The organism is Xanthobacter variabilis (assembly GCF_043831965.2).
Lineage (GTDB): Bacteria > Pseudomonadota > Alphaproteobacteria > Rhizobiales > Xanthobacteraceae > Xanthobacter.
Map to the genome: position 1 here is coordinate 4298832 of NZ_CM195533.1, position 25480 is coordinate 4324311.

Here is a 25480-nt window from a genome sequence, read left to right on the forward strand (position 1 = left end):
CGCCCCCCGCAGCTCACAAGCGCCATTCGACGGAGGTGCCGAATTCCTCGATGAATCGGCGACCGACGCGCGGGTGGAAGCAAAGGCCCAGCCATGGCGCCGCCGCAACGCCACCCGGCATTCCTGTGCACGGGCGCGGATGCGCGTTATGCGGGTCGCGCATTCCATGAATTGTCAGGATGCAGTCGCGAAGAAGGTCCGCCCCATGGCTCCAGGAGCACCAGGGCCCGAAGAGCGAGGTCGGCGGATGGGCGATGCCAACTCGCTTCCGAACGGGGCGCGGTTCAGCCCGGAACGCGGCGCTGCCCCGTCTGTCGTCATGGGGGAATAAAGGCCGTCCCGGAGGGCGGGCCGCCGGATCGGAAAGCGTCAGCGCAGTTGGCTCTGTGAACGCCCTCGGCGCACAGAAGGACGCGCAGGGCCGACACGAGGGATATGAGCGAGACGCCCCCGCGCGACACGCCCCACCGCCGGCGCGAGAAGGCACTTCAGGGCGCGCGGACGCTCACCTGAGGCAGAACGGAAAGCCCCCGTGAAACGCTCAGCGCGCACGGAGGCTTAGGGGACGAAAGGCACTCCCTTGAAACGGGGAGTGGCGATCAATGCTCCTCGTCGATCTCGTCGTGCAGCAGGCCCAGGATGCGCCGCTTCAGGGCGATGAAGTCCGGCTCAAGAACGAGGTCCATGGAGCGCGGCCGGGGAAAGTCCACCTTGATCTCGGCCTTGATGCGCCCGGGACGCGCGGTCATCACCACCACGCGGTCACCCAGCAGGATGGCCTCGTCAATGTCGTGAGTCACGAACAGCACGGTCTTCTGGGTGTGTTCCCACACCCGCAGCAGCAGCTTCTGCATGGTGCCGCGGGTCTGGCTGTCGAGCGCGCCGAAAGGCTCATCCATGAACAGCACGCTGGGGTCGTTCGCCAGCGCGCGGGCCAGCGCCACGCGCTGCTTCATGCCGCCGGAGAGCTGCGCGGGGAAGGCATCGGCGAACTGGCCCAAACCCACCTCGCCGAGGAAGCGCTCGGCCACCGCGCGCCGCTCGGCCTTGCCGAGCCCCTTGCGCTTGGGGCCATATTCCACGTTCTGCCGGACCGTGAGCCAGGGGAACAGGGTGTAGCCCTGGAACACCATGCCGCGATCCGGCCCCGGCTCGGTCACGATGTGCCCATCCACGCGGATGTCGCCGGCGGTCAGCTCGGTGAGGCCGGCGGCAAGGTAGAGCAGGCTCGACTTGCCGCAGCCGGAGGGACCGACGATGACGCAGAACTCGTTCTGCTCCACATCGATGGACACATCGTCCACCGCCAGGGTGCCAGCCGGCCCGCCATAGCGCAGCGTGACATTCTCGATGGCGAGCCGCGCCGGCGAGCCCAGCGCCCGCCGCTTCTTGGGGAACAGCTCCACCGCTGTCGTTTCCATGGGGGAGGAAGGGGAAAGCTCGGTCATCGATGTGCCCATGGCGCGACCCTCGCGCGAAGGAAGCGGAAGAAGAGATCGGAGAGCAGGCCCAGCACGCCGATGGTGGCGATGGCCATGAAGATCACGTCCACCTGAAAGCCGCGCATGGCCTTGATGGTGATGTAGCCAAGGCCGGAAGACGCGGCCACGAGCTCGGCCACCACCAGATAGGACCAGGCCCAGCCGAGCGTGACGCGCAGCGTATCGAGGATATCCGGCAGCGCGGCGGGGAAGATCACGTGCCACACCACCTCGGACCGCTTGGTGCCCAGGGTGTAGGAGGCGTTCACCAGATCGCGCGGCACCGCCCGGGCGCTGTCGGCGATCATCACCACCTGCTGGAAGAAGGTGCCAAGGATGATGACGCTGACCCGCTGCTGGATGCCGATGCCGATCCACAGGATGAGCAGCGGGACGAAGGCCGTCACCGGCAGGTAGCGCACGAAGTTCACCAGCGGCTCGAGCACCGCCTGCACGGCGCGGTAGCTGCCCATCCATAGCCCGATGGGAATGGCGAGGATGGAGGAGATGGCGAAGCCGAGCATCACCACCTCAAGGCTCGCCAGGGTGTGGACGAACAGGCTGCCATCGGACATCAGCCGCACGCCCGCGGCCCACACCTTCTCCGGCGAGGGCAGGAACATGGGGGGCACCAGGTTCGTGTGGGAGAGGATCCACCACCCCGCCACCACCATGACCCACACGATGATCCCGGTGGTGATCACCGCCCGGCGGGAAATGTCCCGGAACGGCGTGGTCATCAAGGTCCAGGGTGCGCGTCGGGAACTCATGTCTTGTCTCCTGCCGGCATGCCGCCGGTTCCGCATGGGAACCGGCGGCGGCGGGCCTTGGCCGGTAAGGTCACTGGGCAGTGGCGAAGGAGGGGTCGACGAGGGTGTCGTAATCCACCTTCATCTTCATCATCCCCTTGCTGCCCCAGATCTTGTTCGCAAGCTGGATGAGCTCGGCCGCCTCGCCCTTCTGTGGATTGCCGAAGAACTCGATGTTGCGGGCCTTGTCATAGAAGTTCACGCCCTTGGCGGCGTCGGCGAACTCCTTCGGGTCGGCGAGATAGCCGCCCACACCCTTGGCCATGATCTCGTAGGACTTCTCGGGATTGGCCTTCATGTAGTCGAGGGCCTTGTAATAGGCCTTCACGAAGGCGGCGATGTCGGCCTTGTTGGCGGCGATGAAGTCGCACTTGAGGCCGACCGTATCGACGATGGCGCCGGGGGTGGCGGTGGAATCGATCAGCACCTGACCCTTGCCGGACTTGCGCACCTCGGTGAGGTGAGGCTCCCAGGTGACGGCGGCGGGAACGCGGCCAGCGATGAAGGCGGCGGCGGCGTCATCGGAGGTCATGTTGGTGACCTGCACGTCCTTTTCCGCCATGCCCGCCTTGTCGAGCAGGATGTTGAACCAGAACTCGGACACCGAGCCCTCGTTCAGCGCCACTTCCTTGCCCTTGAGATCCTTCAGCGACTTGACGTCCTTCCCGGCGAGCACGCCATCGCCGCCATGGCTGTCATCGAGGGCCAGCACCGACTTGAAGCAGAAGTCCGGCGAACGCCACTTCATCACCTCGTCCACGGTGGAGGCCATGCCGTCGAGGTCGCCGGACGCCACGGCCGCCATGTAGATGGCCGCATCCTCAATGGTCTTCAGCTCCACGTCGAGGCCGGCTTCCTTGAAGTAACCAAGGTCGCGGGCGAGATAGAGCGGGCCGTAGCCGACCCAGGTGGTCATGCCCAGGCGGATCTGGCCGGCCTCGGCGGGGGAACCGAACGCGAGACCGGCGGCAAGGCCGGCGAGAAGGGTGGCGGTCTGGAAGGTCTTTTTGATCATGGATTCGGGTTCCGTCGCGGGTCGCGGCCGGCTCGCGCATGCGGTCCTGGCCGGGTGGAACGCGCTGACATCCAGACTTTATCCCGCGGCCGGAAAGGGCTTGGACACCCTCGCGACCTCAGTAAAACCCCGGAGATCAGCTCCGGAGACGAGCTAAACATGCACCCTTCTTCGGCAAAAATAGTCTTTTCGGGGGTTTTGCCTCGCCTTGGCCTAAGTAGGAGGCCCCCTGCTCCCAAGCCTCGCCCCGCGCCCCGCGCCATCCCTTGAAAACAGGCACGTGTGCCCGCCTGGCCGTCACGGCTTGCGCACCCGGCGGTCGAGGGCCGGCGGCACCATGCCGGGGATGTAGGCATCGGAGATGAAGGACCGGCAATGGGCCTCGAACGCCTGGAGCAGGCGGGATTTCTTGAACTGCGAGACGGTGGCGGTGCCCACCACCATGGGCCGGTGCTCGCCGGACAGCCGCACCCGCACCACGCGCCGCCCGTCGAGCGCGAAATCGGAGCGCGGGCGCACATTGAAGAGGGTGTAGCCATAGCCGTTGGCGACCATGGTGCGCACCACCTCCTGATAGGCGGAGCGGGAATGGATCTTCGGCTGCAACCCCTCCTTGAGGAACAGCGCCAGGAAGTATTCGCGACTGATGGGCAGATCGAGCAGAATCAAGGGCTCGTCCGCCAGATCCTGCAGGCTCACCGCCGAAAGCCGCGCGAACGGATGGCCTTCGCTCACCACCACATGGGGCGGCAGGCTGGCCAGGGGGGTGAAGGTGATGCCGTCGGGAATCTGCAGGTCGTAGGTCAGTGCAATGTCGATCTCGGCGCGCCGCAGCCCTTCCAGCAGCCATTCCTGGTTGGCCTCCACATGGCGCACCTGGGTGGCCGGGAATGCGGACATGAAGCCGTGGGACAGCTCCGGCAGGATCATGGGGGCGAGCGTGACCATGCAGCCCACGGAGAGTTGCCCACGCACCTGGTCCGTTGCCTCGGAGGCGACGGCGTAGAGGCCCTCGGCCTGCTCGATCAGGTGCTTGGCCTCGGCCAGCAGCTTACGGCCGGCGGGGGTCAGCGAAAGGCCCTGGGCGTGGTGGCGCACGAACAGCTGCACCCCCAGCTCCTGCTCCAGGTGGCTGATGGCGGTGGAGATGGAGGGCTGGGAAATGTTGATGCGCTCGGACGCGAGCGTGATCGAGCCGGTCTCCCCGGCCGCGATGAAATATTCCAGTTGCCTCAGCGTGTAGCGCATGGGCGTCCCCTACCCCTTTTCCGGGGGCCCGCGCGAGCAATCCCCGAGCGCACTCCTGGCGGAGCGCAACCCGATGCCTGATCGTGGCCTTCAGCGGAAATGTCAATGCGCCTGGGGCATGGCGGCCCCGCCGGTGCCACCTTACTCCGCCGCGCGCGGCTTCATAGCCGGGTCGAACCAGCGCGATACAGCGCTGTCGGCCGCGGCACGCGTGGCCTTGCCCATCACATTGTCGGACAAGCCCGCGGACCGTTTCACGAAGTCCAGCGGCCCGTCCCAGTCGAAGTTCCGGTACACCGCCGCAAGGTGGGCATAAGGCGGCGACTGGGCGAAGAGCTGGAAGCTCAGGCGGTGGCCCGCATAATCGGAGTTCAGCATATCGCGCGCGAAGGCGAGAAGCCTGCGGCGGTCCTCCGCCCCCCACTCCTCATTGAGAGTATAGAACTTGTCCAGCCACGGCTTGGTATCGGGATGGGCGAAGGCGGCAGCGTCCGGCGTAATGCAGATCTGCCCGCCACACAGTTCGCGGGCGACGTGCATGACGTGATGGAGCTGGGAACAGGCCAGCACGCGGCCTGCATAGAGCAGCGACTGGTTCGGCATGGAAAGTCCACTGGGCGAGCGCTCGGCCAGGGTCACCGACGCCGTGAGGTGGGCGTTGATGCCCTCCCTATAGACCGCCAGCTCCGCCAATTTTTCCTGCACCGCCTGCAGCTTGTCGAGCCCGGTCTGGCGCGCGTTGAACAAGGCCGCGCCAATGAGCATGTCCGCGAAGGTGAGGCTGCGCTGCACGAAGGCGAAGGCCGAGTAGCGGTGCAGGGTCGCGCGCATGAAGATGGCGGCCCGGGTGTGGCGGTAGAACAGCACGTTCTCCCAGGGGATCAGCACGTCATCGAAGATGACGAGCGCCTCCACCTCGTCGAAGCGGCTGGAAAGGGGGTAGTCTTCCACCGGCCGGCGGCCGGCGAACCCGGTGCGGCAGATGAACTTGATGCCCGGCGACCCCAGATCGCAGATGAACCCCACCGCATAGTCGGAATAGGCGCTGTCCCCCCAATTGGCGATGGTGGGCTTGGTGAAGGCCTGGTTGGCATAGGGCGCCGCCGTCTCATACTTGGCTCCGCGCACGATGAGGCCGGCATCGGTCTCCTTCACCACATGCAGGAGCATGTCCGGGTCCTGCTCCTGCGGCAGGCGGGAGCGGTCGCCCTTGGGATCGGTGTTGGCGGAGACGTGGAAGGGGTCGTGGTGCAACACCCGGTCGATGTGGTCACGGATGTTCGCGGAAAAGCGGGGGTCCACCTCGTTGAGCACATCCTGCCCGTCGAACAGCGACCACATCTCGCCCACGGTCTCGTCCCCCACCCGGGTGACGATGCCGCCAACCTCGCGCATCACGCAATCGGTGGCGCGGCGCTTGTCCCACCAATCCTCCTGGGTGATGGGCAGCTTGTTGCCGATGCCGTTGACCTCGCCATCCTGGGTGAAGGTCATCACATCGCGGGTGCGGGCCTCCCACTGCATGTCATAGATGCGCGCGCGAATGTCCACGAGCGGCTTGAACATGGGGTGGGAGGGCACATCGCGCACGCGCTCGCCATTGATGTAGACCTCGCGCCCGTCGCGGATGGAGTCGAGATATTGCGCGCCGGTGCGGATCATGGCGAAACCTCTGCCGGGAAAACGAAATGGCGGGCGTGCGCCGCCCCGCCGTCTGCGGCGCCGATCCTGTCGTCACGGCAGGGGAGATGAAAATATTGCTTTCCTCTCCAATGGTTCGGAAAGCCCGAACCAGCGCCCTCAGGCAGCCAGCCGCGCCAGAAGCGCATCCATGAAGCTGTCGCAGGCGGCGATCTGGTCTTTGGAAACCCATTCGTCCGGCTTGTGGCCCTGGTCCATGGAGCCGGGGCCGCACACTACGGTGGGGATGGACAAGCGGGTGCGGAACAGCCCGCCCTCGGTGCCGAACGCTAGCTTGATGCGCGCATTGGCGCCGGTGAGCGACTGGGCGAAGGCCACCACCGGCTCGTCATCTCCCGTGGCGAGGCCCGGATAGCTGTTGGTCGCCTCCAGCCCCACCGCCGCTTCGGGAAATTCCGCTTTCCACGGCCGGGCGACCGCCTCGGCGTCGGCCTCCAGCTCCGCGAGCAGGGTGGCGGGATCGTCCTGCGCGAGGTTGCGGAATTCCAGCTCCAGCGTGCAGGCATTGGGCACGATGTTGAGCGCGGTTCCGCCCTGGATGCGCCCCACATGGAAGGTGGTGTAGGGCACGTCATAGGCCGTGTCGCGCGCGCCCCGGTCCGCGTAGAGCGCCTGCCGGGCGCGGATCTTTTCCACGTAATCGGCCGCGAGGTGAATGGCGTTGAGCGCCGTGGGCGCGAGGGCGGAATGGGCCTCGCGGCCGCAGCACAGGGCCCGCAGCGCCGTCTTGCCCTTGTGGCCGGTGGCGATGCGCATGGAGGTGGGCTCCCCGATGATCGCCATTTCCGGCCGGAACGGCGCCGTTGCCAGCGCATCCAGCAGCCCGCGCACCCCCACGCAGCCGATTTCCTCGTCATAGGAGAAGGCGAGGTGCAGAGGCACCGCCAGCTCCATGCGCGCGGCACGGTCGGCCGCAGCGAGGGCGCAGGCCAGGAAGCCCTTCATGTCCGTGGTGCCGCGCCCCAGCAGGCGCCCGCCTTCCTCCCGCAGCCGGAACGGGTCGCCGGTCCAGGCCTGGCCCTCCACGGGAACCACGTCCGTGTGGCCCGAGAGCATGACGCCGCCTTTGTCCCGGGGACCGATGGTGGCGAACAGATTGGCCTTGGTGCCATCGGCATTGGGTACCAGCATCGCCTCGACGCCCCGCTCCGCAAGAAACGCCACGACATAGGAGACCAGCTCCCGGTTGGAGGCGGACGACACGGTGGGAAAGGCGATCAGCCGTTCGAGAAGATCGAGGGATCGGGCGGACATGGAACGTCTCCGGGGCGGTGGGCCGCCTTGAGCTTTAGCAGCCATGCCGCCGGCATCGATCTCGGAACTCCCGAACCAGAGCTTAGAAAAAAGCGAATTTCGATGGCGCCGGCCCACGGTTAGCTTTTGCCAGACCTTCCAGAACGCTCCGGAGGAGCCGCCGCGTGCCCCGCGATCCCCGTTACGACATCCTGTTCGAGCCGGTGAAGATCGGTCCCGTCACCACCCGCAACCGCTTCTACCAGGTGCCCCACTGCAACGGCATGGGCTATCGCGACCCCACCGCGCTCGCCACCATGCGCGCCATCAAGGCGGAAGGCGGCTGGGGCGTGGTGTGCACGGAACAGGTGGAAATTCACCCCACCGGCGACATCGCCCCCTTCATCGAGCTGCGCAACTGGTCCGATCAGGACGTGCCGGCCCTCGCCCGCATGGCCGATGCGGTGCACGCCCATGGCGCGCTCGCCGGCCTCCAGCTCGCGCACAACGGCATGAACGCGCCGAACCTCTATTCGCGCGAAATCCCCTTTGGCCCGGCCGACCTGCCGGTGTTCTCCATCTATGACGATCCGGTCCAGGCCCGGGCCATGGACAAGACCGACATCCGCAACCTGCGCCACTGGCACCGCGCCGCCGCGCTCAGGGCGAAAAAGGCCGGCTACGACATCACTTACATCTATGCCGGCAAGCTGTTCGGCGGCGCCATGTTCTTCCTCTCCCGGCGCTACAACAACCGCACCGACGAATATGGCGGCAGCCTCGAGAACCGCTGCCGGCTCTTGAAGGAGCTGATCGAGGACACCAAGGACGCCGTGGGCGACACCATGGGCGTGGCCTGCCGTATCTCGGTCGACGAACTGATCGGGCCGGAGGGCCTGCATGCGGCCGAGGCGCGGGACATCATCTCCCATCTGGCCGAGGTGCCGGACCTGTGGGACCTCACTCTCTCCAGCTGGGACAATGACAGCCAGACCTCCCGCTTCGCCGACGAGGGCTATCAGGAGCCGTTCGTCACCGGTGTGAAGAAGCTCACCACCAAGCCGGTGGTGGGCGTGGGGCGCTTCACCTCGCCCGACACCATGGTGCGCATGATCCGCCAGGGCATCCTGGACCTCGTGGGCGCCGCGCGCCCCTCCATCGCCGACCCCTTCCTGCCGAAGAAGGTGGAGGAAGGGCGCATGGAGGACATCCGCGAATGCATCGGCTGCAACATGTGCGTTTCCGGCGACCACACGACCACGCCCATCCGCTGCACCCAGAACCCCTCCATGGGTGAGGAATGGCGGCGCGGCTGGCATCCCGAGCGCATCCGCGCCAAGGAGAGCGAGGCCAAGGTGCTGGTGGTGGGCGCCGGCCCCGCCGGTCTTGAAGCGAGCATGATGCTGGGGCGACGCGGCTATGAGGTGGCGCTTGCCGAGGCCACCCGCGACCTCGGTGGCCGCCTGGTGGCGGAGCGCCGCCTGCCCGGCCTTTCCGCCTGGGGCCGGGTGGTGGACTACCGCGTGGGCCAGATCGACCCCATGACCAATGTGGAGGTTTATCGCGAAAGCCGGCTGACGGCGGAAGACGTCTTGGGCTTCGGCTTCGCCCATGTGGCGGTGGCCACCGGCTCGAAATGGCGGGCCGACGGCATCGGCCGCCGCCTCTTGAAGCCCCTGCCCCTGGCCGAGGGCGTGGAGGTGCTGACGCCCGACGACCTGATGGCCGGCCGCCGCCCCGGTGCCGGACCCGTGATCGTCTTCGACGACGACCATTATTACATGGGCGGCGTGCTGGCCGAGCTGCTGGCGCGCGAGGGCCATGAGGTGGCACTGGTCACTGCCAATGGCGAGGCCTCCACCTGGATGAAGATGACCATGGAGCAGCACTTCGTGCAGGCGCGGCTCATGGAGGTAGGGGTCACCATCGTGCCCCATCGCCTGCCCACGCGGGTGGAAAAGGGCGAGATCGAACTCGCCTGCGTCTATTCGGGCCGCACGGAGCGGCGCGCCTGCGCCTCCATCGTGCTCGTCACCGCCCGCCTGCCGCAGAAGGGGCTAGCGGAGGAGCTGGAAGCACGCCGGGGGGAATGGGCCGATGCCGGCCTTCAATCGGTGACCCGCGTGGGCGACGCGCTGGCGCCGGGCACCATCGCCGCCGCCGTTTGGGCGGGCCGTCGCTTCGCCGAGGAGCTGGACGCCCCGCCGCGCGGCCTCGACGACCTGCCCTTCCGCCGCGAGGTGGCGGGCCTCGACGCCGGCCCCCTGCCCTGGGCCGCCGCCCATTGATGCCGAAGGCGCCGGGCGTTGCCCCGGCGCCCGTTGCCCCGTTCCCATGCCGCGCTGGAGCCCCCTGGCCCCGGCGCGATGATGCGTGCCTGGCGCATGGCAAGCAACGCCAAGGAACGGTGATACGTGTTTAGGGATATCCGAAGCACTACAGCAGAAAATCATATTTTTTATGATCCAGCGCGGCCGCTAGGTTGTCGATCAAACCTCGGGATTTCATCCGGAATTCTTCGAGGGCGAACGAGGGTTGAGAGATGTCGGTTGAGAAGACGGACACGCTGGTCATCGGCGCGGGCCAGGCCGGACTGGCCATGAGCGAGCATTTGCGGAGAAATGGCGTGCCGCATCTCGTGCTGGAGCGTTCGCGCATTGCCGAGCGCTGGCGCTCGGAGCGGTGGGATTCGCTGGTGGCCAACGGCCCGGCCTGGCACGACCGCTTCCCCGACCTGGACTTCTCCGAGATCGACCCCGCCATGGGGCCGGACGTGTTCGTGCCCAAGGAAACGGTGGCCGATTATTTCGTGGCCTACGCCAAGAAGATCGAGGCCCCCGTGCGGTGCGGCGTCGAGGTGCTGAAGGTGGAGCGGAACGAAGGGCGCCCCGGCTTCCGCGTGGAGACCTCGGCCGGGGTAATCGAGGCCCAGCGGGTGGTGGCAGCCACCGGCCCCTTCCAACGGCCCATCATCCCCGCCGTCGTGCCCACCGCCGCCGGCCTGACGCAGATGCATTCGGTCTCCTACCGCAACCCCGGCCAGCTCCCCGAAGGGGCTGTGCTGGTGGTGGGCGCGGGCTCCTCTGGCGTGCAGATCGCCGAGGAACTGCTGGCCGCCGGCAAGCGCGTCTATCTCTCTGTCGGCCCCCACGACCGGCCGCCGCGCAGCTATCGCGGCCGTGACTTCGTGTGGTGGCTGGGCGTGCTCGGCAAGTGGGACGCCGCCGCCCAGGAGCCCGGCAAGGAGCATGTGACCATCGCCGTCAGCGGCGCCCATGGCGGCCACACCATCGACTTCCGCCGCCTTGCCGCGCAGGGCATGACCCTGGTGGGCCGCACCCTGGCCTATCAGGACAGCTCCATGACGTTTGCCCCCGACCTCGCCCAGAATCTGGCGATGGGCGACGCCGACAACCGCTCCCTGCTGGACGAGGCTGACGCCTATATCGCCCGCAACGGCCTCGATCTGCCGGAGGAGCCGGAAGCGCGCATGAGCGTTCCCGATTCCGAGTGCGTGACGAACCCCATTTTGTCCCTCGACCTCGCCAAGGCCGGCATCACCACCATCATCTGGGCCACCGGCTTCGCGGTGGACTATAGCTGGATGAAGGTGAACGCCTTCGACGCCAATGGAAGGCCGAAGCACCAGCGCGGCGTTTCCACCGAAGCGGGCATCTATTTCCTCGGCCTGCCGTGGCAGTCGCGGCGCGGTTCCAGCTTCATCTGGGGCGCGTGGCACGATGCCAAGTATCTGGCGGACCAGATCGTGATCCAGCGCAAGTACATGGAGTATCACAGCTCCGCCCGGCGCGAGATGGAACCCGCCTGAGCGCGAGGGGCCGATCCCGCCAAAGATACCATCCCGCCGAAACCCTGGGCGCAGCGCCCGTGGGCTTCGGCGCATCCATCAGCATCGGAGAGCGAAATGGCGCACACCCGCATTCGCAAGTTCAACACCAAGGACACCTATCCCGAGCAGAAGCTGGACAACGACCTCGCCCAGGCGGTCGTGACCCAGGGCGGCAAGATCGTGTGGCTGCGCGGCCAGTGCCCGCAGAATCTCGACGACGCCGTGAACATCAACAGCCACGACCCGGTGGAGCAGACCCACAAGGTCATGCAGAACATGAAGCAGCTCATCGAAGAGGCGGGCGGCACCATGGAGCATCTGGTCAAGGTGGTGGTCTACATTACAGATGTGCGCCATCGCGAGGCCGTCTACCGGACCATGGGCGAATACATCAAGGGCGTTCACCCCGTCTCCACCGGGCTGGTGGTGAGCGCCCTCGCCCGGCCCGACTGGTTGGTGGAAATCGACGGAACCGCCGTCATTCCGGAGTGACACGATGACCTTCTCCCTGGTCGCCCGGTGCGCCGAAACCGGCATGTTCGGCCTCGCCATCTCCTCGTCGTCGCCGGCGGTGGCCGCGCGCTGCTCGTTCGCCCGCGCGGGCGTCGGCGCGGTGGCCTCGCAGAACGTGACGGACCCTTCCCTGGGCCCGCTCACGCTCGATCTGCTGGAGTCCGGCATGAGCGCCCGCGAGGCCATCGCCGAGGTGCGCCGGCGCAGCCAGTTCCTGGACTATCGCCAGGTTCTGGCAGTGGACCGCGACGGCGGCGCGGCCATCCACTCCGGGGCCAAGGCCCTCGGCCTGTGGGCGGAGGCCTGGGGGGAGAACGTCGCGGCCGGCGGCAACCTGCTGGCTGACAGCGAGGTTCCGCAAGCCATGGTGGACGCGTTCCAGGCGGCCACGGGCCATCTGGGAGACCGGCTGCTGGCCGCCCTCAAGGCCGGCCTGGCTGCCGGCGGCGAGGCCGGACCGGTGCACTCGGCCGGCCTCAAGGTCGTCGACAAGGTGTCCTGGCCGATCGCGGACCTGCGCTGCGACTGGACCGAGGATTGCCCCATCGAGGCCCTCGCCACCGCGTGGACCATCTACAAGCCGCAGATGGGCGCCTATATCCAGCGCGCCCTCGACCCGCGGGAAGCCCCGTCCTACGGCGTTCCCGGCGACGAGTGACAGAGGAAGGCAGCCATGGCGAACCACACCCGTGAGGACTGGAAGGCGCGCGCCGCGCAGATCACCTTCCGCCGACAGGCTTTCATCGACGGCAAGTTCGTCGACGCCCTCTCGGGCGAGACCTTCGACAGCATCAACCCCGCCACCGGCGAGGTGCTGGCGAAGGTCGCCGCCTGTGGCGCCGCCGATATCGACCGCGCGGTGGCGGCCGGCCGGCGCGCGTTCGAGGACGGGCGCTGGTCGCGCATGGCGCCGGGAGACCGCAAGGCGGTGCTGCTGCGCCTGGCCGAGCTGATCCGCGCCAATCTCGAGGAAATGGCCCTGCTCGACAGCCTCGACATGGGCAAGCTGGTGACCGACGCCGCCACCATCGACGCCCCCGGCTCGGCCCACTTCTTCCAGTGGTATGCCGAGGCCATCGACAAGGTCTATGACAAAGTCGCGCCCACCGCCCGTGGCGATCTCGCGCTGGTGCGCCGGGTGCCGCTGGGCGTGGTGGGCGCCGTGGTGCCGTGGAACTTCCCCCTCGACATGGCCACCTGGAAAAGCTCCGCGGCGCTGGCGGCGGGCAATTCCGTGGTGCTGAAGCCGGCCGAGCAATCGCCCCTTTCCGCCCTCCGGCTGGCCGAGCTGGCGGCGGAGGCCGGCATTCCCGACGGCGTGTTCAACGTGGTTCCGGGCTATGGCGCCACGGCAGGCAAGGCCCTGGGCCTGCACATGGACGTGGACTGTCTCGCCTTCACCGGTTCCACCGAAGTCGGCAAGATGTTCATGCAGTATTCGGGGCAGTCGAACCTGAAGCAGGTGTGGCCCGAGACCGGCGGCAAGAGCCCCAACATCATCTTCGCCGATTGCGGGGATCTGGATGCCGCCGCCGACATGGCCGCCTTCGGCATCTTCTTCAACCAGGGCGAGGTGTGTTCCGCCAATTCCCGGCTTTATGTGGAGCGCTCCATCAAGGACGCGCTGGTGGAAAAGCTGATCGCCCGCGCCAAGGCAGCCCAGCCGGGCGACCCCCTCGACCCCGCCTCGCGCATGGGCGCGATCGTGGATGAGAAGCAGACCCAGGGCATCCTGCGCTTCATCGAGGCCGGCAAGGCCAGCGCCAATCTCGTCACCGGCGGTGAGCGCGTGCGCGTTGAGGGCAAGGGCTGCTTCGTGGCACCCACCATCTTCGAGGACGTGCGCCCCGACGACCCGCTGGCGCGGGACGAAATCTTCGGCCCGGTTCTGTCCGTCATCCCCTTCGACACGGAAGAAGAGGCCATCCGCATGGCCAACGATTCCATCTACGGCCTTGCCGCCTCGGTGTGGACCGACAATCTCAGCCGCGCGCTGCGCGTGTCCGAGCAGCTCCACGTGGGCACCGTCTCCGTCAACACGGTGGATGCGCTCTCGGCCCAGACGCCCTTCGGCGGCATGAAGCAATCCGGGTTCGGCCGCGATCTCTCCTTGCATTCTCTGGAGAAATACACGGCGCTCAAGACCACCTGGATCAAATACAAGATCTGAACGGCCTCTCCCTGCCCTTCTTCCCAACTCCTGTTCGGCCGGCGGCCGCCGCCGGCCCCTCTTTCCACCCAGCGCCGCTCGACCGAGGGTGCCAGGAACATCTGCAATGCGCGACGCGCGATACGATATCCTCTTCGAGCCCTGCCGGATCGGCCCGCTGACGGCGAAGAACCGCTTCTATCAGGTGCCGCACTGCAATGGCGGCGGCTATCGCGACCCGTCGGCCGCGGCAGCCATGCGCGGCATCAAGTCCGAGGGCGGGTGGGGCGTCATCTTCACCGAGCAGACGGAGATGCACCACACCTCCGAGATCACCCCCTTCATCGAGCTGCGGCTATGGGAGGATAAGGATATTCCCAGCCTGCGGCGGATGTCGGAGGCGATGAAGACCCACGGGGCCCTGGCGGGCATCCAGCTCGCTTATTCCGGCATTAACGGGCCGAACTTCTACACCAAGGAGGTGCCGCTGGCGCCTTCCGCCTTGCCCATCCGCACCTTTACCAACGATCCCGTCCAGGCCCGCGCGCTCGACCGCGCGGACATCCGCAACCTGCGGCGCTGGTTCGTGAACGCAGCCCGGCGCTCGAAGGGCGCCGGCTTCGACCTGATCTGCCTCTACGGCGCCCACGGCTTCGGCATCTTCCAGCACTTCCTGTCCCGCGCCACCAACCAGCGCACCGACGAATACGGCGGCAGCCTGGAGAACCGCTCGCGCTTCGCGCAGGAAGTGGTCGCCGACATTCGCGATGCGGTGGGCGACACCATGGCCATCACCATGCGCGTGAGCCTTGACGAGAGCATCGGCGATCTCGGCTTCTCCAATGCCGAGGTGCGCGAATATGTGGAGATGAATGCCGATCTGCCGGACCTGTGGGACCTCGCCCACGGCACCTGGGAAGACTGCTCCGGCCCCTCCCGCTTCAAGGAGGAAGGCGCCCAGGAACTGCTGGTGAAGGGCATCCGCGAGCTGTCCTCGCGCCCCGTGGTGGGCGTCGGCCGCTTCACCTCGCCCGATGTGATGGCGCGCATGATCCGCCAGGGCGTGCTCGATTTCATCGGCTGCGCGCGCCCCTCCATTGCTGATCCTTTCTTGCCGAAGAAAGTCGAGGAAGGGCGGATCGAAGATATTCGCGAGTGTATCGGCTGCAACATCTGCATCACCGGCGACATGACCATGTCCATCAGCCGCTGCACGCAGAACCCCACCTTCATGGAAGAATGGCGCAAGGGCTGGCATCCCGAGCGGATGAACCCCAAGGGCGACAGCGCGAACGTGCTGGTGGTGGGGGCCGGCCCCGCCGGGCTGGAGGCGACGCGCGCCCTCGCCTTGCGCGGCTATGATGTCGCCCTCGCCGAGGCCGGCACGGCGCTGGGTGGCCGTGTCGCCCGCGAACGGCTGCTGCCCGGCCTTTCCGCCTGGGGCCGCGTGGTCGACTACCGCCAGTATCAGATTTCCCAGCGCTCCAATGTCGAAACCTATTTCGACAGCCACCTTTCCGCCGACGACATCATGGCGTTCGGCTTCGAGCACGTGGCCATCGCCACCGGCTCGCGCTGGCGGCGCGACGGGGTGGCGCGCCAGCATGTGGTGCCGATGCCGATGGATGCCGCCATGCCGGTCTGGACGCCCGACGACATCATGGCCGGCGCCTATCCGGAAAATCTGAGCGGCAAGACCATCGTGGTCTATGACGACGACCATTATTACATGGGCGGCGTGCTGGCCGAAGTCATGGCCAAGGCTGGCGCGCACGTCATCCTCATCACCCCCGCCGCCTACGTGTCCGACTGGACGCGCAACACGCTGGAGCAGGGCGCCATCCATGTGCGCCTGGCCGGCCTGGGGGTCGAGATCCGCCTCAACACCGGTGTCACGGCCATCGCGGCCGGTGCGGTGGAGACCAACTGCACCTATACGGACGCGCGCCGGCCCCTGCCCTGCGACGGCGTGGTGATGGTCGCCTCGCGCATCGGCGAAGATCAGCTCTATCAGGATCTGTTGTCGAGGCGCGATGACTGGGCCGATGCGGGAATCAAATCGGTGAAGATCATCGGCGACGCGGCCGCACCCGCGCCCATCGCCTGGGCGACGTATGCCGGTCACCGCTATGCCCGCGAGCTCGACATGCCCGATCTCGGAGACGACCTGCCGTTCCAGCGCGAGGTGACGGAGCTCGGGCCGCTGCATCATCCGTCCGTCTCAGGACACTGAGAGAAAACGCGGATAGTCACGCCACGCATATTCTTCGGGCGAGGCGAACTCCACTTCGCCTGAAGACACCGCTGCCTGTCCCTGAGCAAGACAACCTTGCCATCTGCCCCGCACCGTCTCGCGCATCTCCGAAGACCGGCGCCGCCGGCGCTGGGAGGATCGCGCGCCGCATGATAGCCGGCCTGCAATGCCGCGCCGCAACGCACGCAGAAGGCCGCTTCACTCCATATCTGAAGCTTCCCGCGTTGCCGCTCCCGGCAAAGAGTGCTCCCCTGGCATCGGCTCGCGTTGTGCCGGCGTTCAAGGCTCACGGCATCGAGGCACGGCATTGGGTGGCGGCCTCGATCCCTGGAGCGGCGGACCGCTCGCCGGCACAGCGCCGAGCCACGGTTGAAGGGCGGCGCGCCGGCCACCCTCTCCCGCAAATGATGCGCCGGCAAAGGACGCATCTGAGCTCGGACAGGGGGAAGCGCGCCGCTCGGTCCCCATTGTCCGCGCATGACAGCCGGAGGGCGCGTCTCGCCCCGCAGCGCGTATTCGACGAAAGTCGGCAACGCCTGTGCGCGCTTGAAACCGGTGGCGGGAGATGGGTAGGCTGCGCGCTGAAATGCCCCCATGGCGCCCGCAAAGAGGCGCCAGCGGGCGAGGGAATGGGTGCGTGCGCAGCGGACCGACCCGCTCGCCGGCGCCCCATTCACTGAGGAGGGGGAACACTCTGATGTGGGGATTTCCGGCCAGGAATACGGCCAGGGTCGACATTGCCGCGGCACAGCCGACGAGCAAACCGGCGCCCGAAGAACCGGCGCCAGCGGAAGCGGCGCCGGCGCACGCCGCCCGCAGGGACGATAATCTCATCATCCTGCTGGAAGCCGACATCCGGCGCGCGGAGAGCAAGCTTGCGAGTGCGGGCGCCGAGATGCGCGCGAGCGCCGCCGCCGGCGTGCGCGACATGGAGCGCATCCGCGGCGACAGCGAGGAGATGACCGCGGAAACCGCCTCCGCCAAGGAGGATGCGGCCGGCCTTGCCCGGGCCATCGGGGCCTTTGCGGAAACCACCTTCGAGATCGGCCGCCAGGCCCAGGAATCGGGGCGCCTCGCCGGCGAGGCCGAGGCGGCCAGCCGTGACGTGGTCACCGCGACCCAGGAACTGCACGGCGCGATCACCCAGATCCAGGCCATCGTGGCGCTCATCGCGGACATTGCGCGCCAGACCAACCTTCTGGCCCTCAACGCCTCCATCGAGGCGGCGCGGGCGGGATCGGCGGGCGCCGGCTTCGCCGTGGTCGCGAACGAGGTGAAGTCGCTGGCCGGCCAGACCCAGAAGGCGACCGCCGACATCTCCCAGAAGATCGACCGCCTGGACGCCGCCGCCAAGTCCAGCGACCAGGCCATTGGGCGGGTCAGCAGCACCATCGCGGAGATCAGCCCGGTGGCGGCGCGGGTTGCCGACGCGGTCGCCGGACAGGTGGCGACCATGGACGAGATCCGCCAGAGCGCGGAGGCCGTGGAGCGGTTCGCGGAGACGGTGGCGACCCGCGCCGAATCCATCCGCGCCGCCACCGGCGCCGCGGCGGAAACCGGCGCCGAGATCGAGCGAAGCACCGGCAAGGTGGCCGATGGGGTGCGTGAGATGTCGCGCCACCTGCTCAGCGTGCTGCGGCAGACCGCCATGGGCGATCGCCGCCGCTTCGAGCGCTGGCCGGTGGAAATCCCCGGCCAAATCAGCTTCGCAGGCTCCAGCCAGAGCGTGAGGACGCTGGACCTCTCCCAGGGCGGCGTGCTGCTTGCCGCCCTGTCGCCGGCGCCCGTGGTTGGCAACACGGTGCGGCTGGAACTGGCCGGCATGGGCCCCCTCTCCGGGCGGGTGGTGGGGCTCAGCGAGCTGGGCTGCCACATCGCCTTCGACGATCAGGCAGCACCCGCGGTCATCGCGCGCATCGCCGCCCTCGCCCATGATGCGGCCCCCGCCATCGCCCGCGCCACGGCCGCCGCCGAGAAGATCCAGCTGGCCCTGGAAGAGGCCCTGAGGAAAAGGCTGATCTCACAGGAAGAATTGTTCGATACCCACTACCAGCCGGTGCCCGGCACCGACCCCCAGCAGATGGTGACGCCATCCCTGCCGCTGCTGGAGCGGCTGCTGCCTTCGCTGATTGAGGCGATTGTGGAGGAAGACCGCAGCCTCGCATTCTGCGTCGCGGTGGACATCAACGGCTACCTGCCGGTGCACAATGCCCGCTATTCCAAGCCCCAGCGGGCAGGCGACCCGGTGTGGAACAACGCCAACTGCCGCAACCGTCGCATCTTCGACGACCGTGCGGGCCTGCTAGCGGCGCGCAACACCAAGCCCTACCTCGTGCAGGTCTATGCCCGGCAGATGGGAAACGAGGTGGTGATGATGCGCGAGGTGGATGCCCCCATCTTCATCGCCGGCCGCCACTGGGGCGCCTTCCGCAGCTCCTACAAGCTGTAGCGGCGGATCAGCCCTTCCGGCGGGGCCGGCAAGCATCTCCCTCCCTCTCCCATCTGCGGGGGATGCGGGAGGGAGCCGGGATGCTCCCGATTATTCAGAAAGCCGGCGTTGAACGCGCGGCAGCTCGTCGGGGCGGAAGGCGTTCACTGGGGCGCGGCGTTCATCTGCCACCACGCCTGCCCCTGCCCCTGCCCCTGCCCGACAAGCGGGAGAGGGAGGGGCGCGTCAAGGCAACACGCCGCCGGGTACCGCCTGTTCCGCGAAGCGGGGAATGTTCTGAGGTCACCTGGGCCCGGCGCCCCCAACGCGCGCGGGCGTGGACCCGTGCTTCGGGCTTGTCTGGATCTGGAGAATTCCGACGAACGGGCTTGGACTGGGCACAATGGCGGGCTACCCCGGCCCATCACAGATCCCATCCGAACGACGAGCCATCCCACATGACTGCATTTCATGAATTGGGCGCCGCGCCTCTCAGCCGCCTGGTTCACGGCCGGCAGGCTTCCAGCCGCGAGATCGTCGCCGCCTTTCTCGACCGCATCGAGGCCCTCAACCCCACCTACAACGCCGTGGTCTCGCTGCGTCCGCGCGAGGAGCTGCTGCGCGAGGCGGAAGCCGCCGATGCCCAGACGGCGGCGGGCGCGCCCCTCGGTCCGCTCCACGGCCTGCCGCTGGCGGTGAAGGATCTGAGCCCCACGCGCGGCCTTCGCACCACATTCGGCTCGCCCATTTACGCGGACTTCGTCCCGCAGACGGATTCGCTGCTGGTGGAGCGCCTGAGGGCCGCTGGCGCGTTGATTATCGGCAAGACCAACACGCCGGAATTCGGCCTCGGCTCGCAGACCTACAATCCCGTCTTCGGCGCCACGCGCAACGCCTTCGACCCTACCCGCACCTCGGGCGGATCGAGCGGCGGCGCGGCGGTGGCGCTGGCGCTGGGGATGGTTCCGGCGGCTGATGGCAGCGACTTTGGCGGCTCGCTGCGCAATCCGGCGGCGTTCAACAACATCTTCGGCTTTCGCCCGTCGCAGGGTCGGGTTCCGTCCTGGCCGGCCGCCGACCCCTATTTCGGCCAGCTCAGCACCGATGGCCCCATGGCCCGCACGGTCGAGGACCTCGCTTTGCTGCTGGAGGTGATGGCCGGCTATGATCGGCGCGCGCCCCTCTCCCTCGACCCGGCCCATCCCCTCTTCGGCGATCTCGTGGCGCCCACGGCCCCACGGGTGGGCTGGCTCGGCGATCTTGGCGGCCACCTGCCGTTCGAGAGCGGCATCATCGAGCTGTGCGAGAGCGCCCTCAAGTCCATGGATGCCATGGGCGCGAAGGTGGAGGCCATCACCCCGCGCTTCGACTTCGAGGAGCTGTGGCGCACCTTCGTGGTGCTGAGGCAGTTCAACCAGCTCGCCCGCCTCCAGCCCCTCTATGAGGATCCGCAAAAGCGGCCCCTGCTCAAGCCGGAAGCCATCTGGGAAGTGGAAGGCGGGCTGGCCCTCAGCGCCGCGGACGTGTCGGCCGCGATCCAGGCGCGCGGGCGCTGGTATGGGGAGGTCTGCCGCCTTTTCGATACGTTCGACGTGCTGGCCATCCCCTCGGCGCAGGTCTTCCCGTTCGCGGCTGAAACCACCTGGCCGCGCGCCATCGGCACCCGCGCCATGGACAGCTATCATCGCTGGATGGAAGTGATCGTGCCCGCCACCCTCTCGGGGTGCCCGGTCATCAGCGTGCCGGTGGGCTTCCAGGAGGGGTTGCCCATGGGCATGCAGATCATCGGCCGCCCGCGCGACGACCACGCTCTGCTCGCCTTCGCCAAGGCCTACGAGGCCATCCTGCCGTTCAAGACCGGCGCGCTCTGAAGACGGCCGAGCCGCCTTCGCATCCTCTCCAGAAACAGAGGGCCGGGATCGCCGATGACGATCCCGGCCCGTTGTATTTTCGACCCGAGGAGCGGCCGGGGCAGTGCCGCGGCGCTGTTCAGAACACGCGGGACAGGGCCCCGTCGATGGCCTCCACGATCCGGTCGATGTCGTCGGCCGTGGCGATCAAGGCGGGGCTGAGGCACAGGGTGTTGTTATAGCCGGGCAGCGAGCGGTTGGTGGCGCCGATGATGACGCCATGGGCCATGCAGTCGGCGACCACCGCCTGGACAAGCTTCTCGTCGGCGGGCTCGCGGGTGGCCCGGTCCGCCACCAGTTCGGCGCCGCAGAACAGGCCCTTGCCGCGCACCTCGCCAATGGCGGCGTGGCGCTCCGAAAGGGCGTTCAGGCCATCCATCAGGCGCGCGCCCATGTTGCGGGCGTTCTCCAGCAGGTTCTCGTCCTCGATGATGCGCATGTTCTCCAGCGCCGCCGCCGGCCCCGCCACGCAGCCGCCGAAGGTGGAGATGTCGCGGAAAAACGACATGGGATCGGCCGGATCATCCTTGAAGAGGTTGAACACCTCCTCCGTGGTGGTGGTGCAGGAAATGGCCGCGTAGCCCGAGGCCACCCCCTTCGCCATGGTCACGAAGTCCGGCTTAACGCCGTAATTCTGATAGCCGAACCACGCGCCCGTGCGCCCCACGCCGCACACCACCTCGTCGATGTGCAGCAGCACGGAGTGGCGCCGGCAGATGTCCTGCACCTTCTCCCAATATCCGGCCGGCGGGGTGATGACGCCACCGCCGGCGGTGATGGGCTCCAGGCAGAGGGCGCCGACCGTGTCCGGCCCCTCGCGCAAAATCACCTGCTCGATGGCATCGGCGGCCATCTCGCCGTAATTGTCCACTTTGCCGAACTGGCTGCGATATTCGAGGCAGTGCGGCACTTCCACGAAGCCGGCCGGGAACGGGCCATACTGCTCGGCGCGCTGGGGCTGGCCGCAGGCGGCCAGGGTGCCGAGCGTCGTGCCATGATAATCCCGCTCGCGGAACAGGATCTTGGACTTGCGCCCGCCATGGTGCCGGTGCGCGATCTGGCGCACCATCTTGAACACCTTCTCGTTCGCCTCGGAGCCGGAGTTCGAATAATAGACGCGGGTCATGCCCGGCATCTTCTCGATGAGCCGCTGGGAGAACAGGGCCGCCGGAATGGAGCCCGCCGAACCAGCGAAATAGTTCAGCTTCACCAGCTGGTCGCGCACCGCATCGGCGATGCTGGCGCGGCCATAGCCCACATTCACCGTCCACACACCGCCAGAGACGGCATCCAGGAATTCGCGGCCGGTGGCGTCCCACAGCCGCATGCCCTTGCCTTCCACGAACACGCGCGGGTCGGTGGTCTCGAACGCCTTGTGCTGGAACAAATGATGCCAGACATGGGCCCGGTCGGCCTCGATCACCTCGTGCATGTCATTCGACCGGAGGCTTCCGTTCATCGATCTTCTCCTTGCATGGGGACAGCCCGCAGCGATGCGCGGGCTGAATTTGAAAGCGGGGCGCGGCTCAGCTCGCCGGCGCCCGATGCACCGCGAAGGGCGCCCAGGACTGGCTCACCGGCATGATTTCCAGGCTGTTGACGTTCACATGGGCGGGCAGCGAAACCACCCAGCGCACCGCCTCCGCAATGTCCCGGGGCTGGAGCGCGTTGGCGCCGGCATAAAGGGCGTCATAGGCGGCCTGGTCGCCGCCCGTGCGCACCAAAGTGAACTCGCTCTCCGAGAGGCCCGGCTCCAGCGAGGTCACCCGCACCCCGTGCCGCGACAGGTCGCAGCGTAGGCCCAGGGAGAACTGGCGCACGAACGCCTTGGTGCCGCCATAGACGTTGCTGCCGGGATAGGGCCAGTTGGACGCGATGGAGGCGAGATTGACGATGACGCCCCGGGTGGCGATGAGCTGATCCAGCACCAGCCGGGTGACGGTGACGAGGCCCGTCACATTGGTGTCGATCATCATCTTCCACTGGTCGAGGTCGCTGTCCTGCGCGCCTGCAGTCCCCAGCGCGAGGCCGGCATTGTTCACCAGCGCGGAAATGGGCCGGAAGTCCTCGGGCAACCCGGCGAGGGCCGCCTTGGTGGCGGCTTCGTCGCGGATATCGAAGGCGAGCGCGTGCACCACCCGCGGCCCGCCCAGCTCGGCCACCAGCGCGTCCAGCCGCTCGCGGCGCCGGCCGGTGGCGATGATGCGCCAGCCATCGCCCACCAGGCGGTGCGCGATGGCGTCGCCGAAGCCGGCGGTGGCGCCCGTCACAAGTGCGATCTTCGACATTCTGTCGCCCTTCATTTTCATGGGAGGAGGTCCCGGCTGAGCGCGAGGACGGTCTGAATGAGGCCGGCGGCGGCAATGGCGAGAAGGCCCCCGGTCGAAATGCGGCGCCAGGTCTCGAAGCCCATGCGGCTACTCAAAGCCCGGCCGAGCGCGAAGCCCGCGAAGGTGGGCAGCGCATAGATGGCGATGTGGCCGGGAAGGTCCGGGCCCAGCGCGCCGACGATCCCGCGCGCCAGAAGGCTCAGCGCATCCACCGCGCCGAAGAAGACGGCCAACGTGCCCTTCACCAGGCGCCGGTCGGAACTGCGCGCCAGCAGCCAGGCGGCGATCAGCGGCCCCCCGACCGCGAAGGCGGCGAGCAGCCCGCCCACCAGGAAGGCGATGCCCGCGCCGAAGGCGGTGTGCCGCAGCCACACGGGCGGCCGGCGGATCATGGCCACACACGCCGCGAGGAAGATGGCGAGGGCGACCACCTGCTTGGACGTCTGGTCGTCGAGATGGACCGCCAGCAGGCTGCCGCACAGCGCCCCGGCGGCCCCCATGACCAGCAGCAGCCGCGTCACCGGCCAATCCACCCGGCCATGGTCCCGATCCAGCAGGAGGAGAACCGTCAGCACCAGGTCGATGAAGAGGATGAAGGCGACGCCATCGGCCGGCGACGGAAAGATGAACAGGCCCAGCGCCGCGATGAGCGCATAGCCGAAGCCGGTCAGTCCACGAAAGGCCGCGGCCAGGAAGGAGATGCCGCCGAAAAGGAGCATGGACATGGAATTCGGCACCTGGTCCCGGAACATCGCGCGGCGGCGATCAGAAGACATGCGAAGGGGTGCGGGGGAACGCGGCCGGCGCAGTGGCCGGACGCCGCGGGGCGGAGCGCGCAACGGCGGCGGCCTTCAGGCCGAACGCTTTCGAGCGGAGGGAAGGCTGCGGCGCATAACAAATCGTTTCGAATCAATGCGCTATGGCTATCCCGCCCATGGAAGGGGCATGCGCCTTAGCCGCTGGCGCGGACGTTCGTTCCGGATCGTCCCATGGCGGGCGCCCTTTCTTCCGGCGCGCGTTGCGCCTGTTGGATCGTGGCTCCCATTTGTGGTGCGATCGGCCATGGGCATAAGGTCCAGTCGGCGGTCAATGACGGGGCCACCGGCCCACATGCCAGGGTTCAGGCCCAAGCGGCGACGCGGCCGAGCAGGAACAGCGCGAGGCAAACGCAAACGAAAAACCCCGCGAACGCGCGGGCGCTCGCGGGGCTGGTCGGGCACTCATGGAAGGTGGGCGCACCTTGAATCTCGGCCCGCGTGACGAACGCCACACGGGCATTTCGCGGCAGGCATTTCAGGCGGCGTAGCGGCCCAGATCCAGGCCCTCGGTGGAGATGTCGGGCTTGCGCCCGGACATGATGTCGGCCAGCAGCCGGGCCGAGCCGCAGGCCATGGTCCAGCCGAGCGTGCCGTGGCCGGTGTTCAGGAACAGGCCCTTGCAGGAAGTGGCGCCGATCACCGGCGTGCCGTCCGGCGTCATGGGCCGAAGGCCGCACCAGAATTCCGCCTTGGCAAGATCGCCGCCCTTGGGGAACAGGTCCGACACCACATGGGCCACCGTGGCGCGGCGCTGCTCGCGCAGCTTCAGGTCAAAGCCGCAGATCTCCGCCATGCCCGCCACGCGGATGCGGTCGCCGAGCCGGGTGATGGCCACCTTGTGGGCCTCGTCCATCACCGTGGACACGGGCGCCGCGTCGGCATCCACGATAGGCAGGGTGAGGGAATAGCCCTTCACCGGATAGACCGGCAAAGAAAGGCCCAGCGGCCGCACGAGATCGGGCGACCAGCTCCCCAGCGCCACCACCACCGCGTCTGCCCGCAGGGTGCCGGCGGAGGTGACGACGCCGCTCACCCGCCCGCCCGACGACACGATGCGCTCGATGCCGGTGCCGAAGCGATAGGTCACGCCCAGGCCCTTGGAGATCTCCGCCAGGCGCTGGGTGAAGAGGAAGCAATCGCCGGTCTCGTCACCGGGCAGGCGCAGGCCGCCGAGGATCTTCTCACCCACCAGGCCGAGCGCCGGCTCGGCGGCGATGCAGCCGGCCCGGTCCAGCACCTCATAGGGCACGCCGAAGGAATCGAGCACCTTGAGATCGCCGGCGATGGAATCGATCTGCTTCTGATTGCGGAACACCTCCAGCGTGCCCTGGCTGCGCTCGTCATAATGAATGCCGGTCTGCGCCCGCAGCTCCCGCAGCACGTCCCGGCTATATTCGGCAATGCGCACCATCCGCCCCTTGTTCACGGCGTAGGCGGCAGCGTTGCAATTGGCGAGCATCTTCAGCATCCAGCTCCACATCCCCGGATCGAGGGTGGGGCGGATGACCAGGGGCGCGTGGCGGGCGAACATCCACTTCACCGCCTTCCAGGGAATGCCGGGAGCCGCCCACGGCGAGGAATAGCCGGGCGAGACCTCGCCCGCATTGGCGAAGCTGGTTTCCAGGGCCGGCCCCTCCTTGCGCTCGATCACCTCCACCTCGTGGCCGGCGCGGGCAAGGAAATATGCGGTGGTGGTGCCCACCACGCCGCTACCCAGAACAATGACCTTCATGGCGTGCTT

General features: G+C 67.7%; 18 protein-coding genes. 8 read left to right on the plus strand and 10 right to left on the minus strand.

Translation table 11 applies throughout. The annotated features are described in order from the left end of the window. Positions 1-599: 599 nt before the first annotated feature. The 6 genes from V5F26_RS18670 to argE form a co-directional block, all read right to left on the minus strand. Entirely contained in the window at positions 600-1460 is an 861-nt protein-coding gene (locus V5F26_RS18670; protein ID WP_394947121.1) for an ABC transporter ATP-binding protein, read from the minus strand. Beyond that, complete coding sequence (locus V5F26_RS18675) at positions 1445-2251, minus strand: ABC transporter permease (RefSeq protein ID WP_394055774.1); 807 nt, start codon at positions 2249-2251, stop codon at positions 1445-1447. Before V5F26_RS18675 ends, V5F26_RS18670 begins: the two co-directional genes overlap by 16 nt. A gap of 70 nt (positions 2252-2321) precedes the next feature. Continuing rightward, a complete protein-coding gene (locus tag V5F26_RS18680) occupies positions 2322-3305 on the minus strand; it encodes an ABC transporter substrate-binding protein (RefSeq protein ID WP_234051719.1) in 984 nt (327 codons plus the stop codon). A gap of 297 nt (positions 3306-3602) precedes the next feature. Next, on the minus strand, positions 3603-4553 hold the full coding sequence (locus V5F26_RS18685) for a LysR family transcriptional regulator (protein ID WP_234051718.1): 951 nt from the start codon (positions 4551-4553) through the stop codon (positions 3603-3605). Positions 4554-4694: 141 nt separating this feature from the next. Beyond that, entirely contained in the window at positions 4695-6215 is a 1521-nt protein-coding gene (locus V5F26_RS18690; protein ID WP_394947120.1) for a 4-hydroxyphenylacetate 3-hydroxylase family protein, read from the minus strand. 138 nt (positions 6216-6353) lie between these two features. Further along, positions 6354-7508, minus strand: a complete 1155-nt coding sequence (gene argE / locus V5F26_RS18695; RefSeq protein ID WP_394947119.1) for an acetylornithine deacetylase — start codon at positions 7506-7508, stop codon at positions 6354-6356. A 164-nt stretch (positions 7509-7672) separates the two neighbouring features. Here argE and V5F26_RS18700 point away from each other — a divergent pair, with 164 nt between their 5' ends. The 8 genes from V5F26_RS18700 (at position 7673) to V5F26_RS18735 (ending at position 20552) form a co-directional block, all read left to right on the plus strand. Further along, positions 7673-9775: an oxidoreductase gene (locus tag V5F26_RS18700; RefSeq protein ID WP_394947118.1), complete on the plus strand. Its 2103-nt coding sequence runs from the start codon at positions 7673-7675 to the stop codon at positions 9773-9775. A 254-nt stretch (positions 9776-10029) separates the two neighbouring features. After that, complete coding sequence (locus V5F26_RS18705) at positions 10030-11316, plus strand: flavin-containing monooxygenase (RefSeq protein ID WP_394947117.1); 1287 nt, start codon at positions 10030-10032, stop codon at positions 11314-11316. 96 nt (positions 11317-11412) lie between these two features. Continuing rightward, positions 11413-11829 carry a RidA family protein gene (locus V5F26_RS18710; RefSeq protein WP_234051713.1) on the plus strand — a complete coding sequence of 139 codons (417 nt, stop codon included), beginning with the start codon at positions 11413-11415 and terminating at the stop codon, positions 11827-11829. A 4-nt stretch (positions 11830-11833) separates the two neighbouring features. Then, positions 11834-12508 (plus strand): DUF1028 domain-containing protein, encoded by a 675-nt coding sequence (locus V5F26_RS18715; RefSeq protein ID WP_234051712.1) that lies wholly within the window; start codon positions 11834-11836, stop codon positions 12506-12508. Positions 12509-12523: 15 nt separating this feature from the next. Continuing rightward, positions 12524-14020 carry an aldehyde dehydrogenase gene (locus V5F26_RS18720; protein WP_394947116.1) on the plus strand — a complete coding sequence of 499 codons (1497 nt, stop codon included), beginning with the start codon at positions 12524-12526 and terminating at the stop codon, positions 14018-14020. 106 nt (positions 14021-14126) lie between these two features. Continuing rightward, the gene (locus tag V5F26_RS18725; protein WP_394947115.1) at positions 14127-16232 is read left to right on the plus strand and encodes an oxidoreductase; all 2106 of its coding nucleotides are present in this window, start codon (positions 14127-14129) and stop codon (positions 16230-16232) included. A gap of 718 nt (positions 16233-16950) precedes the next feature. Beyond that, positions 16951-18702, plus strand: coding sequence for a methyl-accepting chemotaxis protein (locus tag V5F26_RS18730; RefSeq protein WP_394947114.1), 1752 nt, complete (start codon positions 16951-16953; stop codon positions 18700-18702). A 437-nt stretch (positions 18703-19139) separates the two neighbouring features. Continuing rightward, on the plus strand, positions 19140-20552 hold the full coding sequence (locus V5F26_RS18735) for an amidase (RefSeq protein WP_394947113.1): 1413 nt from the start codon (positions 19140-19142) through the stop codon (positions 20550-20552). Positions 20553-20670: 118 nt separating this feature from the next. Here V5F26_RS18735 and V5F26_RS18740 read toward each other — a convergent pair whose 3' ends face one another. The 4 genes from V5F26_RS18740 to V5F26_RS18755 all read right to left on the minus strand — a co-directional run bounded on the left by V5F26_RS18740 (position 20671) and on the right by V5F26_RS18755 (position 25471). Continuing rightward, positions 20671-22050, minus strand: a complete 1380-nt coding sequence (locus V5F26_RS18740; RefSeq protein WP_394947112.1) for an aminotransferase family protein — start codon at positions 22048-22050, stop codon at positions 20671-20673. A gap of 67 nt (positions 22051-22117) precedes the next feature. Next, positions 22118-22879, minus strand: coding sequence for an SDR family NAD(P)-dependent oxidoreductase (locus tag V5F26_RS18745; RefSeq protein ID WP_394947111.1), 762 nt, complete (start codon positions 22877-22879; stop codon positions 22118-22120). A gap of 17 nt (positions 22880-22896) precedes the next feature. Beyond that, positions 22897-23646 (minus strand): TSUP family transporter, encoded by a 750-nt coding sequence (locus tag V5F26_RS18750; RefSeq protein WP_394947110.1) that lies wholly within the window; start codon positions 23644-23646, stop codon positions 22897-22899. A 568-nt stretch (positions 23647-24214) separates the two neighbouring features. Continuing rightward, positions 24215-25471, minus strand: coding sequence for a D-amino acid dehydrogenase (locus V5F26_RS18755; RefSeq protein ID WP_394947109.1), 1257 nt, complete (start codon positions 25469-25471; stop codon positions 24215-24217). Between the last annotated feature and the right edge of the window lie 9 nt (positions 25472-25480).

Excerpts from the sequence above, each read along its gene's own strand:
- V5F26_RS18670 (WP_394947121.1), bottom strand. The coding sequence starts at position 1,460 with ATGGGCACATCGATGACCGAGCTTTCCCCTTCCTCCCCCATGGAAACG.
- V5F26_RS18675 (WP_394055774.1), bottom strand. The coding sequence starts at position 2,251 with ATGAGTTCCCGACGCGCACCCTGGACCTTGATGACCACGCCGTTCCGG.
- V5F26_RS18680 (WP_234051719.1), bottom strand. The coding sequence starts at position 3,305 with ATGATCAAAAAGACCTTCCAGACCGCCACCCTTCTCGCCGGCCTTGCC.
- V5F26_RS18685 (WP_234051718.1), bottom strand. The coding sequence starts at position 4,553 with ATGCGCTACACGCTGAGGCAACTGGAATATTTCATCGCGGCCGGGGAG.
- V5F26_RS18690 (WP_394947120.1), bottom strand. The coding sequence starts at position 6,215 with ATGATCCGCACCGGCGCGCAATATCTCGACTCCATCCGCGACGGGCGC.
- argE (WP_394947119.1), bottom strand. The coding sequence starts at position 7,508 with ATGTCCGCCCGATCCCTCGATCTTCTCGAACGGCTGATCGCCTTTCCC.
- V5F26_RS18705 (WP_394947117.1), top strand. The coding sequence starts at position 10,030 with ATGTCGGTTGAGAAGACGGACACGCTGGTCATCGGCGCGGGCCAGGCC.
- V5F26_RS18710 (WP_234051713.1), top strand. The coding sequence starts at position 11,413 with ATGGCGCACACCCGCATTCGCAAGTTCAACACCAAGGACACCTATCCC.
- V5F26_RS18715 (WP_234051712.1), top strand. The coding sequence starts at position 11,834 with ATGACCTTCTCCCTGGTCGCCCGGTGCGCCGAAACCGGCATGTTCGGC.
- V5F26_RS18720 (WP_394947116.1), top strand. The coding sequence starts at position 12,524 with ATGGCGAACCACACCCGTGAGGACTGGAAGGCGCGCGCCGCGCAGATC.
- V5F26_RS18725 (WP_394947115.1), top strand. The coding sequence starts at position 14,127 with ATGCGCGACGCGCGATACGATATCCTCTTCGAGCCCTGCCGGATCGGC.
- V5F26_RS18730 (WP_394947114.1), top strand. The coding sequence starts at position 16,951 with ATGTGGGGATTTCCGGCCAGGAATACGGCCAGGGTCGACATTGCCGCG.
- V5F26_RS18735 (WP_394947113.1), top strand. The coding sequence starts at position 19,140 with ATGACTGCATTTCATGAATTGGGCGCCGCGCCTCTCAGCCGCCTGGTT.
- V5F26_RS18740 (WP_394947112.1), bottom strand. The coding sequence starts at position 22,050 with ATGAACGGAAGCCTCCGGTCGAATGACATGCACGAGGTGATCGAGGCC.
- V5F26_RS18745 (WP_394947111.1), bottom strand. The coding sequence starts at position 22,879 with ATGTCGAAGATCGCACTTGTGACGGGCGCCACCGCCGGCTTCGGCGAC.
- V5F26_RS18750 (WP_394947110.1), bottom strand. The coding sequence starts at position 23,646 with ATGTCCATGCTCCTTTTCGGCGGCATCTCCTTCCTGGCCGCGGCCTTT.
- V5F26_RS18755 (WP_394947109.1), bottom strand. The coding sequence starts at position 25,471 with ATGAAGGTCATTGTTCTGGGTAGCGGCGTGGTGGGCACCACCACCGCA.